Origin of the sequence: Cerasicoccus frondis, from assembly GCA_031296915.1 — a bacterium.
GTDB lineage: Bacteria > Verrucomicrobiota > Verrucomicrobiia > Opitutales > Cerasicoccaceae > Cerasicoccus > Cerasicoccus frondis.
This window is the reverse complement of sequence record JAVDPC010000019.1, coordinates 91120-107287: the sequence shown is the minus strand read 5'-3', so window position 1 is coordinate 107287 and position 16168 is coordinate 91120. Positions and strand designations below refer to the sequence as shown.

13 protein-coding genes are annotated in these 16168 nt (G+C 54.1%); 8 read left to right on the top strand and 5 right to left on the bottom strand.

The features are described 5' to 3' along the window. Positions 1–1060 precede the first annotated feature (1060 nt). Positions 1061–1849, top strand: a complete 789-nt coding sequence (locus tag RBB63_RS15280; protein ID WP_309385835.1) for a ParB N-terminal domain-containing protein — start codon at positions 1061–1063, stop codon at positions 1847–1849. Between the two features lie 21 nt (positions 1850–1870). Here the strand turns inward: RBB63_RS15280 and RBB63_RS15275 are convergent, their stop codons facing one another. Then, positions 1871–2161: a hypothetical protein gene (locus RBB63_RS15275; RefSeq protein WP_309385834.1), complete on the bottom strand. Its 291-nt coding sequence runs from the start codon at positions 2159–2161 to the stop codon at positions 1871–1873. A gap of 246 nt (positions 2162–2407) precedes the next feature. Between RBB63_RS15275 and RBB63_RS15270 the strand changes: the two genes are divergently transcribed. The 5 genes from RBB63_RS15270 (at position 2408) to RBB63_RS15250 (ending at position 10896) form a co-directional block, all read left to right on the top strand. Next, positions 2408–3979, top strand: a complete 1572-nt coding sequence (locus RBB63_RS15270) for a tetratricopeptide repeat protein (RefSeq protein ID WP_309385833.1) — start codon at positions 2408–2410, stop codon at positions 3977–3979. A 493-nt stretch (positions 3980–4472) separates the two neighbouring features. Next, the gene (locus RBB63_RS15265) at positions 4473–5081 is read left to right on the top strand and encodes a TetR/AcrR family transcriptional regulator (protein ID WP_309385832.1); all 609 of its coding nucleotides are present in this window, start codon (positions 4473–4475) and stop codon (positions 5079–5081) included. A gap of 72 nt (positions 5082–5153) precedes the next feature. Next, positions 5154–6563, top strand: coding sequence for an efflux transporter outer membrane subunit (locus RBB63_RS15260; RefSeq protein WP_309385831.1), 1410 nt, complete (start codon positions 5154–5156; stop codon positions 6561–6563). A 27-nt stretch (positions 6564–6590) separates the two neighbouring features. Further along, positions 6591–7730, top strand: coding sequence for an efflux RND transporter periplasmic adaptor subunit (locus RBB63_RS15255; RefSeq protein ID WP_309385830.1), 1140 nt, complete (start codon positions 6591–6593; stop codon positions 7728–7730). A gap of 19 nt (positions 7731–7749) precedes the next feature. Continuing rightward, the gene (locus tag RBB63_RS15250; protein ID WP_309385829.1) at positions 7750–10896 is read left to right on the top strand and encodes an efflux RND transporter permease subunit; all 3147 of its coding nucleotides are present in this window, start codon (positions 7750–7752) and stop codon (positions 10894–10896) included. A gap of 7 nt (positions 10897–10903) precedes the next feature. Here RBB63_RS15250 and RBB63_RS15245 read toward each other — a convergent pair whose 3' ends face one another. The 3 genes from RBB63_RS15245 to RBB63_RS15235 are packed head-to-tail and all read right to left on the bottom strand — an operon-like array spanning position 10904 to position 13220. Continuing rightward, positions 10904–11941, bottom strand: a complete 1038-nt coding sequence (locus tag RBB63_RS15245) for a PqiB family protein (RefSeq protein ID WP_309385828.1) — start codon at positions 11939–11941, stop codon at positions 10904–10906. Positions 11942–11949: 8 nt separating this feature from the next. Beyond that, positions 11950–12579, bottom strand: a complete 630-nt coding sequence (locus RBB63_RS15240) for a paraquat-inducible protein A (RefSeq protein ID WP_309385827.1) — start codon at positions 12577–12579, stop codon at positions 11950–11952. Continuing rightward, positions 12576–13220, bottom strand: coding sequence for a paraquat-inducible protein A (locus tag RBB63_RS15235; RefSeq protein ID WP_309385826.1), 645 nt, complete (start codon positions 13218–13220; stop codon positions 12576–12578). Before RBB63_RS15235 ends, RBB63_RS15240 begins: the two co-directional genes overlap by 4 nt. A gap of 118 nt (positions 13221–13338) precedes the next feature. Here RBB63_RS15235 and RBB63_RS15230 point away from each other — a divergent pair, with 118 nt between their 5' ends. Continuing rightward, entirely contained in the window at positions 13339–14397 is a 1059-nt protein-coding gene (locus RBB63_RS15230; protein ID WP_309385825.1) for a DUF4034 domain-containing protein, read from the top strand. 3 nt (positions 14398–14400) lie between these two features. Here the strand turns inward: RBB63_RS15230 and RBB63_RS15225 are convergent, their stop codons facing one another. After that, on the bottom strand, positions 14401–15438 hold the full coding sequence (locus RBB63_RS15225; protein WP_309385824.1) for a sugar phosphate isomerase/epimerase family protein: 1038 nt from the start codon (positions 15436–15438) through the stop codon (positions 14401–14403). A gap of 251 nt (positions 15439–15689) precedes the next feature. On the opposite strand from RBB63_RS15225, the gene RBB63_RS15220 reads away from it, so the two are divergent. Beyond that, positions 15690–16103, top strand: coding sequence for a hypothetical protein (locus RBB63_RS15220; RefSeq protein ID WP_309385823.1), 414 nt, complete (start codon positions 15690–15692; stop codon positions 16101–16103). Positions 16104–16168 lie beyond the last annotated feature (65 nt).

Genomic DNA, 16168 nt, shown 5'->3' with positions numbered 1-16168 from the left:
ATGGCTAAACCCGCTAACTGAAAGAATCTGCGGGCAGGTTTCAAGTCGTTTTCTGCCTGAAGCTCATCATGTGTGTGGGGAAACTGTAGAGAGCGCAGAGGACGCGGAGAGCGCAGAGGCCGTGAAAGGCGAGAGGGGATGTGTGCTTTTGCAAGGAGTTGAATCGGCGATTCTTGCTGCTTACAGGCTCAGGAGATGGTTGGAATCGCCGTTTTCGCCTGTGTAAGTCGTTGATTACCAGTGCGAGTTAATAGTGAAAGCTACTCACTAATAAAATGCTCGTGCGTTCACTTTTAGGTTGTGATCAGGTGCTGTATGGATAGTGTGTTATTGATCACCTTATTTCCCCATTCGGCGTTGCCTCTCAGACGTAGCATAGGCGTCCCGCCTGTGCGCAGTTAGATGGAGTAGGGCACAGGCGGGACGCCTATGCTACGGCCAATGCACCTCCCCAGAACCTTACCCACATTACTCACCCTACAAACCTTACCCACATTCCCCCCATTCCATGCACCACACTCCCATCAATTTCGCCTTTGCCGCATTGCGGCAAACTCTGGATCCAACGGCACGTTGGCTGAGGTATCCTAGTCGACGCCATGCGGGGCCATTCGGGCCACGTGCATTGCGTGACGGACAAGCGGGCTTATTCGGAGGCTGACTTGGTGACAGCAACCAGCCTCGCGACGCCCAGTTTTGTCCGACCCACTCTTTGCACGACGCCCTATGCCAGCCTGGTCAGCGCCGCGTCGACGTGTGAGCAACGGAGTTATCCGCCGCTCCGGTAGGCAGCCCCTGAGCCGCCTGCGCCCCACCTGCGCCTCGTCCCGGCGAGCGGGCGGGTAGGGCAGTGTTCTTTGAAATCTATTTGCGGCGGTTTTACCCCCCCCCCGGGGCGCCAATCGAGCAACTTTTGAGAAGCCCTCGTCATGTGCAGACAAAATTTGGGTGAAATCATGTTCGCCGGGAGGAACTTTAAGTTCGCACGGGCAAGAAATCTGCTGTTTCCTCATCGGTGAAACGGCATCAGTTGGGTGTCTGTTCGCTACCGCTACTAACCATGATTACGACAAAACGCTTCGATTATCTGGGCATTAACAAGATCCAGATGCACCCGACGGTGGTCAACCACCGCAACCTGAACCTGTCCAAGGTGGATCACTACTCCAAGGACATCCTGGCCAACGGCTTGTTGGAACCGCTGGTGGTGTGGGAGAAATCACCTGGTGAGTTTTACCTCATCGGCGGTTTTCATCGCATCAATGCGATTTACAAGATTCGTGAGCAAAACCCGGGCTATTTCGACCGCGTAGACGTGCGCGTAGTGGCGGGGTCTGCTGATGAAATGCGTGCGCTGAACCTTAAGCTCAACGCCGACCGAGTGGACACGAAGATCACGGACTACTTCGATACAGTGATCTACTTGAACAACGTTAACTGGTCCACGGATCGCATTGCCGAATTCCTTGATCGCAGTACGGCTTGGGTGGAGGAAATCCTCCGCTATGCGCCCGTCATGCCGCCCAAGATTCATCAAATGCTGTCTGACGGCGAAACGAGTTGGAACCGCGCGAAGGCCGCTTGCCAAAAGCTGATCAAGGCCCCGGCGGGCGAAGAAGACGAGGCCGCGGCAAAGGCGGAAAAAGAGCTCAAGGAAAAGAAGCCGAAAAAGCCGCTCAATTTCCGCTCTGCCAAGACGCGTATTTCAGACATGGCCAAAGCAGCGCCCAAGGCTCGCTACGAGCTCGATAACGCAGATTTGAAGGCGCTGATTCTCGTCTTGGAAGGGAAGGAATTTACGCCGGCTGACCTCAAGCGACTCAAGTCGAAGATTCCGGGCTTGGTTTGATGCGCCTCGCGATGAACGAGCTCACGGCCAGAAGACGAAAATCGCCGCAAAGATAAGGATTAGAATCACTGCGGTAATTTTGATGATGATTTCCTTGCCGGATTTTGGGCGGGCTGTGCCGAATTCCCGTTCGGCAAACTCATCATAATCAAAGGTGTCGTCTTCGGGTAGATCCAAGCCGTCGTAAATGGATTCACTGGCGTTGTCTGTCCGATAGAGCCCGGTGCGTTCATCTGCCCCACACTCGGGGCAGGAGAGCGCATTCGCTTTGACCGAGGCGCCGCAGATTGGGCATGCAAAGTTGGAATTCATCAGTATTTTTAGGAGAGCCGGAGTTTACATTATTCAACTAGGTAAGGGGCGCGAGCTGATTCCGGCGCTTTTTATTCTTTGCGTTGCCTTAAGATTGTTTAACGGTTTGGTATGTCATCCGATTCAGATCGATCCATATTCGTACGTTGGTTGCCGCAAGTGTTGGCTTTGCTACTTTTGGTGACACTGTTGGGGGGAGGGTATTGGCTCTGGCAGGCTTTTTCGTTTTTTCGCGCCGATCGCCTCATGAGCGAGCGCAACTACCGGGAAGTCATTCCTTATGCTGATCGCCTGATTGCGTTTGGTCCAGATCGCCAACGGGCGCAGAAGTTGCGCCTGCGCGCGCTCGTATTGATGGACCCGGAGCGGGCGAACCGGGAGGTCATGGCGTTGTTGCTGGAAGAAGACGTCCGAGACTACCCGCAAATTAGCATGGGTATGCTGGAGTATCTGGTTGATGCTGAGCAGTTTGAGCCTGCGTATGCTCTCAGTAAGCGAATGGAGGAGTCGATGTCTGCGGACCCGGATTTCCAACTGCTCATGGCCAAAATAGCGATCAGTCGCAAAGACTTTGATCGGGCGCTGAGGAGCATTGACAGCCTAACGACGATGAATCCGAACAGTGCGGAGGGGCATTTTTTGCGTGCTCAGATCTTACTCGACAGCGATAACCGCGCGGCTCGAATCCAGGCTAAGGCTAGCTTGCGCCAAGTGGCCAGTTTACAGGATCCTTTGAGTTTCGAGGCTCTTGTCCTGCTGGCGACGACCCCCGATTTGCCGATGTTTGACAGTGATCGTGAATGGCTGATTCGCCAGCTAAGCGATCCGCGTTCCAGCACCGCAACGAAGCGTTTGTTGGCTGATTCACAACGAATCATCATGCAGCCTTTGATGCGAGTTGGCGTGATACGAGACGCCGTCAAACGTGAAGGAAAAGATGAGCCTGAACTCCTTGTCCAGTGGTTGATTGGGCAGCAGGCCTATGAAGCGCTTGGGGCCTATTTACACAGTTCAAACGGACAGAACGTCATGCAGGGTGGTGATTGGAATATGGACTTGCTCGCGACGATGGGGCGCGACCCGGAGTGCGTTCGTTACCTGACCGCAGATAGTGATTTGCCAATGGATGAGGTCAGCCGATCAATGCTGCTGGCTTATGCCTCGGCCAGCATGGCGCCAAGGCAGTTGGAGCCATCAGAGCCTTGGCTGGCAGCCTTTGAGCTGGCCACAGCCCAGGAAGATGCCGAGGCGCTTGAGGCACTGGGGGCATTGGCGCTTCAGCAGGGCTGGAGTCAGGAGGCGGAAGAGGCTACGGTGGCTGCAATCGAGACATATTCCAGTTCCGATGATAAGCTTAGGCTAATTCCGAGCGCCCTGTTGTTTTTGGAGAAAAATGGTAATACCCAGAAGATGCTGGAGCTCACGAATCTAGCACTGCGTTTTGAACCCGCCAATATTTCCATGGTGAATAACCGTGTCTATTTGCAGGCGCTTTTGCAGGGACCCAACGAGAAGGATATAGAAAAATTGAAGACAATGCTGGATCAAGGGGGGCCCAATGCGCTCAATTCGGCATTGGCCTTTTGTTTATACCAACAGGGTAAGACAGATGAGGCAGAGAAATTTTACGCGCGTCTGGACCCGAAGTTTTATCAAGTGCCTAGTTGCCGCCTTTTGGGGATGCTCATTGCGAAGGCTCAGGGAGATACCGACATCGCGCAAAAATTTATGCAAGGGCTTCAAGTAAACGATCTTCTGCCGGAGGAGCTGGAGCTGTATCAAGCTGCCAAGCTCTCGCTGACGACCAAGCAGGAGTAGTTTAGGCTGTTGATTGCGCTATTTGATCGAATTTAATTTCGTGGATGGATGCAGGCGGATGTGATGTGCTTGTCGACTGGCCACTGCTAAATGGTTTTGCCGTTAAACTGCGAAACAATGTCCGCATGGAGGCAAGCCAGCCCGTCTTACGGGTCTGCTGACCTGCTTCAGCATGCTAAGGGCGTTAACGTAAAGTTTGAGGATTGTCTTTTTTTGTGTAAGGTAATTGTTATCAGTGGCTTATGGGCTATGTGGCGGCTTGGAGTTTCCTCCTGTCATGCCATTCTTTTTTTCATTGAATTCCGCTTAATTCTGCTGGAGATGAGGCATTGGTGGTAGAGGTGGCGATTATCCGAACATTAAGGAGTGACTAATGCTTGTGCTCTGGTCTAAGAATTCACCTGGATAATGCCTGTTTTCGTAAATTCTACTTTTGCACCCAAATTACTCGGCGGGCTTTACTTTACTAAATAGTCAAGTATCTTATACCCTTATGGGACGATCCAGTAACGCCAAAACGCGACTCATTGAAGCCATTATTGATTTAATGTGGGAACGTTCGTACGGGATGGTGACGATCGATCAGATATGCCAGCATGCTGATGTGAAAAAAGGCAGCTTTTACTACTTCTACAAATCGAAGACTGAGCTGACTTTGGATGCGCTCAATGCCTACTGGGAGGAGAATATACGTTCGGTGTTGGATTCGATTTTTTCACCTAGTAAGAATGGGGTTCAGCGACTAATCGACCACGCCGATTTCAAGCTCCAGCGCACTAGGGAAATCAAAGAAAAGCACGGTAAATGCTTGGCGTGCTGCATTTTTACGGTTGGCCAGGAAATGTGCAATGTGGATCAGGAATTGCGTGATGCGATCAACGGTTTCATGGAGATGCACATGCGCTATTTTACTACAGCGGTGCGTGACGCCGCTAGCGAAGGGTTGATCGAAACAGACGATATCGAGGGGCTTGCCAACTGTATTTACAGTTGCTTTGAGGGGATGTATTCCCGTGCGCGCATTACCAATGACCCAGAAGTAATGAAGGACCTCAAGGGCAGTTACCTGCGCATTCTTGGGGTAAATGCGCCAACTGCGTAAAAAGTTATCTTTTTTTCATTCGTTTGCTTGAAATACTCGTTTTGTTGACTAACTAGTCATCTATTAAAACAGATGTTTGATTTATTGCAATCGAAAACCTCGTTGCTGCTGCTAGGGGGAGCGTTGGGAATTTTTGCCACTGGGTGCACGGTCGGGCCTGATTATCAGGCTCCCGAATTTGCTGCGCCTGCAGGGTATTCTGGCTTGCAGGACCAGGGGGGCGCCCCCTTGGCGATGCCTGAGGCCGGGCAGTGGTGGCTTGTCTTTAACGACGCAGCGCTCAACGAGCTAATCACCCAGGCCGCAGCGGAAAATCGCTCCTTGCGGGCAGCCTATAATCGTTGGCTGCGGGCGGAAACATTGATCCGCCGGGAAAAAGCAGAAGGGCTGCCACAGGTCGGCGCGGAGGCGAGTTACACGCGAGAGCGTTTGAGCGAAGAAACCCTGCTACAAGGCGGCGATACGACTCAAAATGTTTACAACGTTGGTGCTGCCGCCTCAATGGAATTGGACTTGTTTGGTCGCGTCCGGCGCTTGGTTGAAGCGGCGTCGGCAGATGCCGACGCTGAACGGGAAGCTTTGGCCGACTTGCAACTTTACATCGAGACGCAGGTTGCGATTACGTATTTTCAAATCTGTGCGACCGAGGCGGAGCTTGTTTACGTGGAAGAAAGTTTGGGCACGCGGGAAAAGTCGCTAGAGGTGGTTACCAAGCGTTTTGAGGGCGGAGCCGTGAGTGATTTGGACGTCGCCCAGGCGGAATCTTTGTTGGCGGGCACCCGGGCCGATTACGCTCGTTTGAAGCGTCAGCAGGCCATTTTAATCAATGCGCTTTCTGTATTAACGGGGCAGCCTGCTTCCGAATTCGAAGTGTCGGCTAAGCCACTGGAGGGGACGCCGCCTGATATTCCAGCCGGGGTGCCATCCGAGCTGTTGTTGCGGCGTCCAGACATCCGGCAGAGCGAGCGATTGCTGCAGGCAGCCAATGCGCGCATAGGCGTTGCTACGGCCAATTTTTATCCACGTTTCGTCATTGCTGGCGACATCGGGCTATCTGCCTTGGACGCCGCGCAGTGGATGAAATCGAGCGCAGGCTTTTGGGCAATTTCTCCACAGGTTTCGCTACCGCTTTTCGAAGGGGGCCGCCTGCGGGCTAATCTAGACGAATCCAAGCTGGCATATGCCCAGCAAGTTGCGGATTACGAGGAGACTGTGTTGACGGCTTTCGCTGAAGTAGAGGACGCTGTCGACTCGTGGAGATGGCTGAAGCAGGAGCGTGAGGCAGAGGCGCGTTCCAGTGACGCTGCAATCCGCGCCCAAAATATTTCCGCCCAGCAGTACGACGGCGGACTCATTGATTTCATCACCGCCTTGGACTCCGAGCGGACCGCGCTTGAAAGTCAGCGTAGGTTGGCGGTCGCCATTGGCGCAGAATACGAAAATGCCGTGCTCCTGGTTCGAGCCATCGGCGGCAGTTGGTAAACACACAAAATTTGACTCCTATCTGACATGAAAGCACAGAAGCTATTTTACACAACATCACTTGCCTTGGCGCTGTTTGGGGCAGGTTGCAAAGAGCAGGCTCCGGCCGCAGCCGAGCATCCGCCTTTGGATATTAACGTGGTGGAGCCTACGTTGGAAACACTTACGGAATGGGCCATCTTCACGGGGCGGTTGGAAGCCGTTGAGCAGGTCGAGATCCGTGCTCGCGTGAGCGGTTACCTGCAATCGGTTAATTTCGAAGAAGGACAGGAAGTCCAGAAAGGCGACCTGCTATTTGAAATCGACCCGAGGCCGTTCGAGGCTGAAGTTAACTCCGCCAAGGCTCGATTAGCGCAGGCGCAGGCCGCGAAAACCCTGGCCGACGCCAATAAAAAGCGCGCGGAAGATCTCATCAAGTCCAACGCCATTTCCCGCGAGCAATTGGACATCCGCAACAGTGAGGCGCTACAGGCGGAGGCAGATGAACTCGCTGCGCAAGCCGAGGTCGACCGGGCTCAGCTGGATTTGGAGTTCACGAAGATCACCGCTCCTATCAGCGGCATCGCCGGGCGCTACGGGCTGACCGAGGGAAATCTGGTGCAAGGCGGGAGTGCCGATGCGACGCTCTTGACTACGATCGTGCCGCAGAACCCCATCTATGTCTACTTCGATATCGACGAGCGAACCTACCTCGAAGGATTGCGTCGGATTCAATCGGGCGAGCTTCCGGGACGCGGCGATAAGAACAGTCTTCCAGTGGAGATCCAGCTATCTGACGAAGACACGTTCGGGCACTCTGGAGTTATTAATTTTAAGAACAATCAACTCGACACTAATACTGCCACCATGCGTCTTCGCGGGCTGATTCAGAATCCGGATGGCTTCCTGACGCCTGGCATGTTTGCCCGTGTGCGCACACCTGCTTCGAAGGAAGCAGAGCGTTTGTTGGCGCCCGATTTAGCGGTGTTGACCGATCAGGAACTGAAATATGTTTGGGTCGTTGGGCCGGATAACGTGGTGCAGCGTCGCACTGTCCAGGTGGGGCCTCTGCACGAGAAAAAGCGCATTATACGCTCCGGGTTGGAGCCTGGTGAGCGTATCGCCGTATCGGGCTTGCAGTTTCTGCAGCCAGGGATGCCGGTGACGCCACGCGCTGCTGCTGAATAATTTACGACTATCTGTCGCTATGAATATTTCACATTACTTCATTGACCGGCCACGCTTTGCCGTGGTGCTGTCGCTCGTCATCATCATCATCGGTGGTTTGACTTATTTCAGCCTGCCGATGGCTCAGTTTCCGGAGGTTTCGCCGCCGACAATTGTGGTGCGGGCCAGCTTGCCCGGCGCCACGCCTGAGATTTTGGCTGATACTGTTTCCGCGCCATTGGAGCAGGAAATTAACGGTGTTGAAAACATGCTCTACATGGCCTCGTCGAGTACGGCTGACGGCACGGTGCAGATTACCATTACCTTTAAACTCGGCACGGAACTGGACACTGCGCAGGTGCTGGTGCAAAACCGTGTCGCAGTTGCTGAGCCGAGATTGCCTGACCAGACCCGACAGATCGGCGTGACCGTTGAAAAAAGTGTGCCTGACTTGCTGTTGGTCGTGCAGATGTATTCGCCGGACAACTCTTTGGATCAGGAATACGTGAGTAATTACGCGATCCGCCAGGTGCGTGAATCCCTGCGCCGCATCGATGGGGTGGGGGCAGTGCGTACTTTTGGCTCCCGCGAATACAGCATGCGTGTCTGGCTCGACCCCGAGCGCATGGCGAACCTGAGCATTACTGCGGGTGATGTGGTGGGCGCATTGCGCGAGCAGAATGTGCAGGTAGCTGCGGGGATTATCGGTCAGCAGCCGATGAGGTCCGCCGGTGATTATCAGCTCAACGTCAGCACGCTGGGGCGCATTAATGAGGTGGAGCAATTTGAAGAGGTGGTCGTCAAGCGGGACCCCGGCGGCACGATTGTCTACCTGCGCGATGTGGCGCGAGTGGAATTAGGCGCAGTCGACTACAACGTGAACAACTACATGGGCACTACGCCTGCGGTCGCCATGCCCATCCAGCAGCGTCCTGGTTCAAATGCTCTGGCGACAGCGCAGGAGATTCGCGCCCAGATGCATGAGCTGGAGAAGGCCTTTCCTCCGGGGTTGGCCTACGACATCATTTACGACCCAACCGTGTTCATCAGTGAGTCGATTGACGCGGTGTTCCACACCATTGTTGAAGCCATCATTCTTGTGGTCGTGGTGATTATTGTTTTCCTGCAGTCATGGCGCGCATCGCTCATCCCATTGACCGCTATTCCGGTATCGCTGATCGGGACTTTTGCGGCGATGGCGGCTTTTGATTTTTCGATTAACAATCTGACGTTGTTCGGGCTGGTGCTGGCAATTGGCATTGTGGTGGACGACGCCATTGTGGTGGTGGAAAATATTGAGCGCAATTTGGATCAGGGCTTGTCCAACCGCGAGGCGGCGCGCACTGCGATGACGGAGATTACCGGGCCGCTGATTTCCGCCACTTTGGTGATGGCGGCTATCTTTATCCCAACCGCATTTTTGCCAGGCATCACCGGACAGTTTTACCGGCAGTTCGCGCTGACGATTGCATTTTCCGTTGCGATTTCGGGCTTCGTGTCACTGACCTTGAGTCCGGCGCTGGGTGTTGTATTGCTCCGGCCTCATGGAGCTAAGCCCGATTTCGTACAGCGGGTGATTGACTTCTGCTTTGGCTGGTTTTTCAAGGGCTTTAATTGGGTCTTCTCGCGCTTCACCAATGGCTACTCTGCAGTGGTCAAGCGATTCGTGCGAATGGGCTTCATTGCAACAATGATTTTTGCCGGCTTACTGGCGCTGACAGCCTGGGGCTTCAGGCTGGTGCCCGGCGGGTTTGTGCCACCGACTGACCAGGGGTATGGCATTGTCGTGCTGCAACTGCCCGATGGCGCGTCGTTGGATCGCACTGATGCGCTCGTTCAGGAAGTCGCTGCTCGGGCATTGGAGATTGATGGCATCAGCAATGCCGTGGCTTTTGCCGGGTTTAACGGTGCAACTTTTGCCAACGCGACCAATGCAGCTGCGATCTTTGTGGCTTATGATCCGTTTGATGAGCGCACAGATCCAGAGCTGAGTGGTAATGCGATTCTTGGTCGACTCCGGGCGAGCTTGGCGGACATTCGCGATGCATTCGTGATTGTGATTCCTCCGCCTTCAGTGCGCGGTATTGGCAATGGTGGTGGTTGGAAAATGGAGATCCAGGATCGGGCAGGTCTCGGTTACTCGGCGCTTCAAGACGCTACCATGCAGCTCATGATGGCTGCGAATCAGGAGCCAGGATTGACGCAAGTCTTCACGCCATTCCGCGCCAACGTGCCGCAGCTCTATGTCGACATCGACCGGGAGAAAGCCAAGATGCTCGACGTTCCGCTGGACAACGTGTTTGAGACGCTGCAGGTCTTTCTGGGTTCCTTGTTTGTCAACGACGTGAATATGTTTGGGCGCACCTACCGACTGACCGCTCAGGCGGATGCCCAATTCCGCGATGAAAAGGAAGACATTGCGCGCCTGAAAACGCGCAATGCGAACGGGGACATGGTGCCGCTCGGATCGGTGGTGAATGTCAAGTCTGTGGCTGGCCCGGACCGCGTGGTGCGCTATAATCTGTATCCAGCGGCGGAACTGCAGGGCGTGAGCGCACCTGGCTATAGCACGGGTGAATCTTTGGCGACGATGGAGCGTTTGGCTGATGAAATCCTGCCGCCGGGCATGAGCTTTGAGTGGACGGATTTGGCTTATCAGGAAAAGCAGGTGGGCAATTCCTCCCTGTATATTTTCCCGCTGGCCGTGCTGTTTGTGTTCTTTGTTTTGGTGGCCCAGTATGAAAATTGGTCACTGCCGCTGGCGGTTATCATCATCGTTCCACTGTGTTTGTTTGGCGCCATCTGGCTGCTTTACTTGCGAGGCATGGATAACAACATCCTGAACCAAGTTGGCTTTGTGGTGTTGATCGGACTGGCGGCGAAGAATGCGATTCTCATCGTGGAATTCGCCAAGCAACAGGAGGATGCGGGCGTTGATACATATCTGGCCGCAAGTGAAGCCTCACGCCTGCGCTTACGGCCGATCCTGATGACGTCTTTTGCGTTCATTCTGGGCGTTGTCCCGCTCATGGTCGCAACCGGCGCCGGTTGGGAAATGCGTCAGGCGCTCGGCACGCCAGTGTTTGGCGGTATGCTGTTCGTCACGCTCGTGGGGATATTCCTCACGCCAGTCTTTTACGTGATGATACGCCGTTTAACCAAGCGCCGTCCGCACGCCCAAGCTTGAGTGTGCATTACTCATGATGGCCCGGCGGACGGGTCGGCATCTGAGAATTTTTCTCCGCCGGAGTTTTGACAGGGGCGGCTCCGGCGGGGTCCGCTACGGTGACATCCTTCTCTGGAGGGATGCCGCCTGCGGAAACGGCTTGAGAAAGTTGAGCCATGACGTCAGTGAGCTGAATGGTTGGCGCCCATTCGCTCCACTCGTCCTCGGGTTCATCGTAGAGCTTGAAAACATCGTTGTCCTCGACTGATCCGCCCATTTCGTCATTAGGCGGAGTCGCGAACGAAACGCCACCCTTGAGAATCGAGCTGAGGGATTCAGTTTTCACTTTGGCGCCAAATAAGCCCAAGCTCATGCCGATTCCGGAGGCATTCCAAAACTTGGTGTTCTGTCGAACGAGGGGCGCATACTCCGCCTTGATATGGATGTGGGCATGGACGGTGCGTGCGTCACTGGCGAGGTAAACCTGATCCACTTCGCCGACCTGAAACTCGCGGTAGTATACCGGATCGCCATCGGTGAGGGACCCGAGCTTTTCCGCCTGCAAAATGATGTTCAATCCAGGTTCGCGCGGGCCAGCGGGCGGCTGCTCCGGCAGGCCGGAAAACTGATGGATTGTCTTGCCGCCGTTGCCTGGAGAAACGCCAATGTAAGGGCCGCTGAGCAATGTGTCGAGGCCTCGCACGCCGCCAATGCCAATCTGTGGGCGCACGACCCAGAACGCCGCGCCCTCAGAGGCAATGCCAGCTTCCGCAGCGCTTTTTTCCAGCCGCGCCTTCACGACAACTTTAGACAGCTTTTCGTCGAGGTGAACTTTGTCGACCGAGCCTACTTTGATGCCGAGGTATTGGATCTCGGTTTTTCCTGCCACCAAGCCCGAGCCGTCTTTAAAGGTGATTTCTATTTCAGGGCCGCGCATGGCGAGGCTACGGTAGGCGAGCCAACCGGCGATGGCGATGGCGATGATGGGCACGACCCAGACGATGGAGAAGCGCTGATGTTTGGTCAGTTGGACTTCTGGCAAGGTGTCTTTATCTTTTTGTTCCATAGGAAAGTTTATTGAGAGGATTCGGCGTGGTCCCAGATTAAGCGCGGGTCAAAAATATTTGCGGCGAACATCGTGAGGATGACCACGCTGGCAAAAAAAGCTGCGCCAATTTCCGGGCTAATTGTAGCGACCTGTCCGAGGTCGACGACCGCAATCAGGATGGAAACCAGGAATACATCGAGCATCGACCAGCGACCGATGAGCTCAATGATGCGATAAAGCCGGGTGCGGTCGCGTTTGCGCAGGCGACTTTTGCTTTGGACAGTGATGAGCAGGTAGGCGAGTCCAATGAGTTTCATCAGCGGCACGAAAATACTGGCGCAAAGCACCAGCAACCCGACTGCCCACATGCCGCTTTGGAAGAGTTCAATGACGCCAGTCATGATGGTGTCCGACTCGGCGTCGCCGACCATATTGATCGTCATCACCGGAAATAAATTCGCTGGTATGTAGAGGATGAATCCAGAAATTACCAACGCCCAGGTGCGGGCAATCATGTTGGCGTTTCTGCTCTCGACCTTACCGCCACAGGTAGGGCATCGGTATGCCGCTTGCTGTTGGCTGGGCATGCGCGAGAGTTGCCCACAGGTTTCACAGGCGATTAATTGATGGCTGCGGGCGGTTTGGCGCTGACTCATCGTGAGGCCTTCCGTTGATTTTGAGCATAACGATCCCAGAGAAGCGCTGAGTCAAAGCTCAGGCTGGCGAGCAGGGTGCAGGCCAGCACGCCGCCCAGGCAGAAAAGCCCTTCGCCAGGATCGACCTCGGCCAGATCGGCCAGCTTCACAAAAGTGACCAGACACGCGAGGATGTAGACGTCGATCATCGCCCAGCGGCTGAGGGTTTGTGTCAAGCGCAGGCGTCTGGCGAACCAGCGGGGATATTTGCCCAGTTGAGCGCAGATGGTAACCGCCGCCATGCCCAGCAGGAATATCAGGGGAAAAACCATGCTGGTGAGAAAGACCAGGGTCGCCACTGCCGGCATGTGATAAACATTCAGCAAGTCCAATGGTCCGGTAAACAGTTCGTTGGAAGAATGCACGCCGTATGAACTGATCGACACCAGCGGGTATACATTGGCCGGAATGAAAAGCACGAGACCAGCCAGTGAAAGCGCTAATGTGCGTTGGATTGGGTTCTTGCCACTGCTAAACAGTTTGTGTCCGCAATAAGTGCAAAGCCCATCGCCGCTCATCTCTGATTTCGGTCGACGATGTAGCGCATCGCAGCTTGGACATGCGACCCACTCACGACCAGTATGCAGCCCCTGATCTTCCACGAGAACCTATTGAAGGTGATTTGCTCTGCCGTAGCAATGCAGATTCCCATGAAAATGAGATGACCCAGTATTGGAATACATGACTTGCCGTACGGGCCGAGGTGCGAAAGCATGCTGTATGTTTTTTCGATCAATTGGCGTCATTGTTGTGATTTTGGGATTGGTTGGCTGTGGCAACGATAATCCGAAGCACAGCGCTGAGCAGGCTGAGGGTTCAAGTCGGCCGCTGGTTCTAGTAGAAGACTCCATCGAGCAGGATATCCAGCTCATGCGCTATGACGCTCGCATGCTTTACAATAATCGGGATTTCGAAGCGCTGGAAGCCATGGCCAACGAATTGCGTTCTGGTAATCCGGTCTTTGAAAATGGCTCTTGGAAAATCTACCGTTTTTATACCGCGTTTGCCCCGCGTGACGATGAGCTGGACTCAATGTGGGTGCTTCATGATGAAATACACCGTGAGTGGATTGACGCGTATCCGGAGTCGATTACAGCTAAACTTGCTTATGCGGACTTCTACGAAGACTACGCTTGGAATGCGCGTGGAGGCGGATACGCGGATACCGTATCTGACGATGGCTGGCGTCTTTTTGATGAGCGTTTATCCAAGGCGTCGGAAATATTGAAGTCGGTCGAAGCGCATGCAGGGGAGGATCCGATGTTCTATCTGATCGCGCTTCGTTTGGCCCGCAGCCAAGGATGGAATGCTGACGCTTATTTAGCACTAGTCGATGAAGCGCATGCAGCGTTTCCTACCTTTTGGGGGTATGATACGGAGCTGGCGTTCGCTTTATTGCCCAGATGGTACGGCGAACCTGGTGATTGGGAGGCGTTCGCCGAAGAAACGGCAAATCGGCTCGATGGCTTGGGCGATGAGGTCTATGCCCGAATTGTAATAAATCAGTCTGGATATTATGACAACCTGTTTGGCCAAACGAACGCTTCATGGGCGCGTACGTGTGCAGGGTTGGATATCCTGCTGGAGAAGTATCCGAACTCGATAAACTTGCTATCCACAGCTGCGCGCATGGCCTGGAAAACAGGAGACCATCGCAAAGCGAATGAATATTTCAAACTGTTGAATAACCGCTATCTCAAGCGCGCCTGGCGCAGCGAGGAAGAGTTCATCCAAGCGCGGGATTGGGCGAGTGAACCAGATCGGTTGAAGCTGAAATAGTGCTTACTTTTCCTTGTCGAAAGCAGCGTCGAAGGCGACATCGCTTGTTGGAAAATCGATGCTGCGGACGAATTCTGCGGCTTCCGAAGCGCCGTGAAAACGGTCCATGCGGATGTCTTCCCACTCGACAGAGAGCGGGCCAGCATAGCCGATGTCATTCAACGCAACGATGATGTCTTCGAACATGATGTCGCCATGACCCAGCGAGCGGAAGTCCCAATAGCGACGCGGGTCGCCGAACTCAGTGTGACCGCCAAACACGCCAACGTCGCCATTGCCGTGATCCCACCAGACGTCTTTCATGTGGCAGTGGTAGATGCGGTCTTTGAAAGTGCGGATGAATTTCACGTAGTCGACGCCTTGGTAGCCCAAGTGCGATGGATCGTAGTTGAAGCCAAAACGTTTGTGACCCTTGAGGGCTTTGATCGCGCGTTCGGCGCTGGCGATGTCGAAAGCGATTTCCGTTGGGTGCACTTCGAGCGCAAAGTTGACGTCTACCTTGTCGAAGGCGTCAAGAATCGGTTTCCAACGATCAGCAAAGTCCTTGAAGCCCTCATCGATCATTTTCGGCGTGACGGGCGGGAAAGAATATAAGTAGTGCCAGATGCTGGAGCCAGTGAAGCCATTGACCACGGCAGGCAGCTTGCAGTTGTCGAGCCCCTTGGGCTTGGCGTCCATGAACTTGCGGCAGGCCTTGGCGGTGGCGATCATCTCCTTGGCGGCGCGCTTGCGGACGCCTTCGGGCTTGCCGTCTCCCCAGACATGGTCAGGGATAATCGATTTGTGGCGATCATCAATGAGGTCGCACACGGCCTGGCCAACCAGGTGATTGGATATGGCGAGGCATGTTAGGCCGTTATCGGCGAGCAGCTCCCATTTTTCTTTCAGGTAAGCTTTCTTACCGGCTTGCGACACATCAAAATGGTCGCCCCAGCAGGCGAGTTCAACGCCGTCATAGCCCATTTCTTTAATTTTGGGGGCGAGGGCTTCAAGTGACAGGTCGGCCCATTGGCCGGTGAATAGCGTGACAGGTCGAGACATGACTATTTAATGGGGGGAGGGATTTAAGGGTTTCTGAGGGAGGAATTGCGTAAGCAACTTTGATCCAACCGTTTTGAGGTTGTTATTCAATCGGAAAATTACGTTGCCCTTGGAACGAGGGGTGAATTCACCTTTTTGAAGCATTTTTTGCGACTGTGGAAAGAAGCAGGAATGTGGGATCGGTCATTCTACATTTTTTTGACTGGCCAATTCTTTGTCACCACACCAAAGTGCGCGACTTTGCTTGTAAGATGAGTTTGCACATTGATATCGACAACGTAATTGCCGTGGCGTCTGAAGACGCTGAACAACGCCAAGCCGCCCTCGAAGCGGTGAAGCAAATTGCAGCCGAAGCGGGTGATAAAGTGCAGACCAGCGAAGATCGGATTTTCTTCCACTGTGAGTGGGAACCGCCTTTCAAGGCGTTGAAAAAGCTCTCTAAGGAAATGCCGGAAGTGGTCTTCACGCTGTGGGCAGACGCCTTCCAAGGCCATCACTGGATCTGCAAAGTGCAGTATGTGGGCGGTAAAGGCGACGAGCAGACGCTTTCCCGCATCGATGATGAATTCCCTGGCGTTTTTCAGGAAATTTTTGGTTGCGATCAGACGACGTGGGAGAAGGCGCCCAAGTCGGCATTTCTATCTTGGTTTCCCGACGCGCGTTAGCTCGCGGAGGGGGATTAAAGTGGGCAAATTTAAAATTAAAGATCGGGCGTAAACGGCTGGTCGGT

What these genes read in the sequence shown, in the direction of transcription:
- RBB63_RS15280 (WP_309385835.1), top strand. Translation starts at nt 1,061, where the DNA reads ATGATTACGACAAAACGCTTCGATTATCTGGGCATTAACAAGATCCAG.
- RBB63_RS15275 (WP_309385834.1), bottom strand. Translation starts at nt 2,161, where the DNA reads ATGAATTCCAACTTTGCATGCCCAATCTGCGGCGCCTCGGTCAAAGCG.
- RBB63_RS15270 (WP_309385833.1), top strand. Translation starts at nt 2,408, where the DNA reads ATGAGCGAGCGCAACTACCGGGAAGTCATTCCTTATGCTGATCGCCTG.
- RBB63_RS15265 (WP_309385832.1), top strand. Translation starts at nt 4,473, where the DNA reads ATGGGACGATCCAGTAACGCCAAAACGCGACTCATTGAAGCCATTATT.
- RBB63_RS15260 (WP_309385831.1), top strand. Translation starts at nt 5,154, where the DNA reads ATGTTTGATTTATTGCAATCGAAAACCTCGTTGCTGCTGCTAGGGGGA.
- RBB63_RS15255 (WP_309385830.1), top strand. Translation starts at nt 6,591, where the DNA reads ATGAAAGCACAGAAGCTATTTTACACAACATCACTTGCCTTGGCGCTG.
- RBB63_RS15250 (WP_309385829.1), top strand. Translation starts at nt 7,750, where the DNA reads ATGAATATTTCACATTACTTCATTGACCGGCCACGCTTTGCCGTGGTG.
- RBB63_RS15245 (WP_309385828.1), bottom strand. Translation starts at nt 11,941, where the DNA reads ATGGAACAAAAAGATAAAGACACCTTGCCAGAAGTCCAACTGACCAAA.
- RBB63_RS15240 (WP_309385827.1), bottom strand. Translation starts at nt 12,579, where the DNA reads ATGAGTCAGCGCCAAACCGCCCGCAGCCATCAATTAATCGCCTGTGAA.
- RBB63_RS15230 (WP_309385825.1), top strand. Translation starts at nt 13,339, where the DNA reads ATGTTTTTTCGATCAATTGGCGTCATTGTTGTGATTTTGGGATTGGTT.
- RBB63_RS15225 (WP_309385824.1), bottom strand. Translation starts at nt 15,438, where the DNA reads ATGTCTCGACCTGTCACGCTATTCACCGGCCAATGGGCCGACCTGTCA.
- RBB63_RS15220 (WP_309385823.1), top strand. Translation starts at nt 15,690, where the DNA reads ATGAGTTTGCACATTGATATCGACAACGTAATTGCCGTGGCGTCTGAA.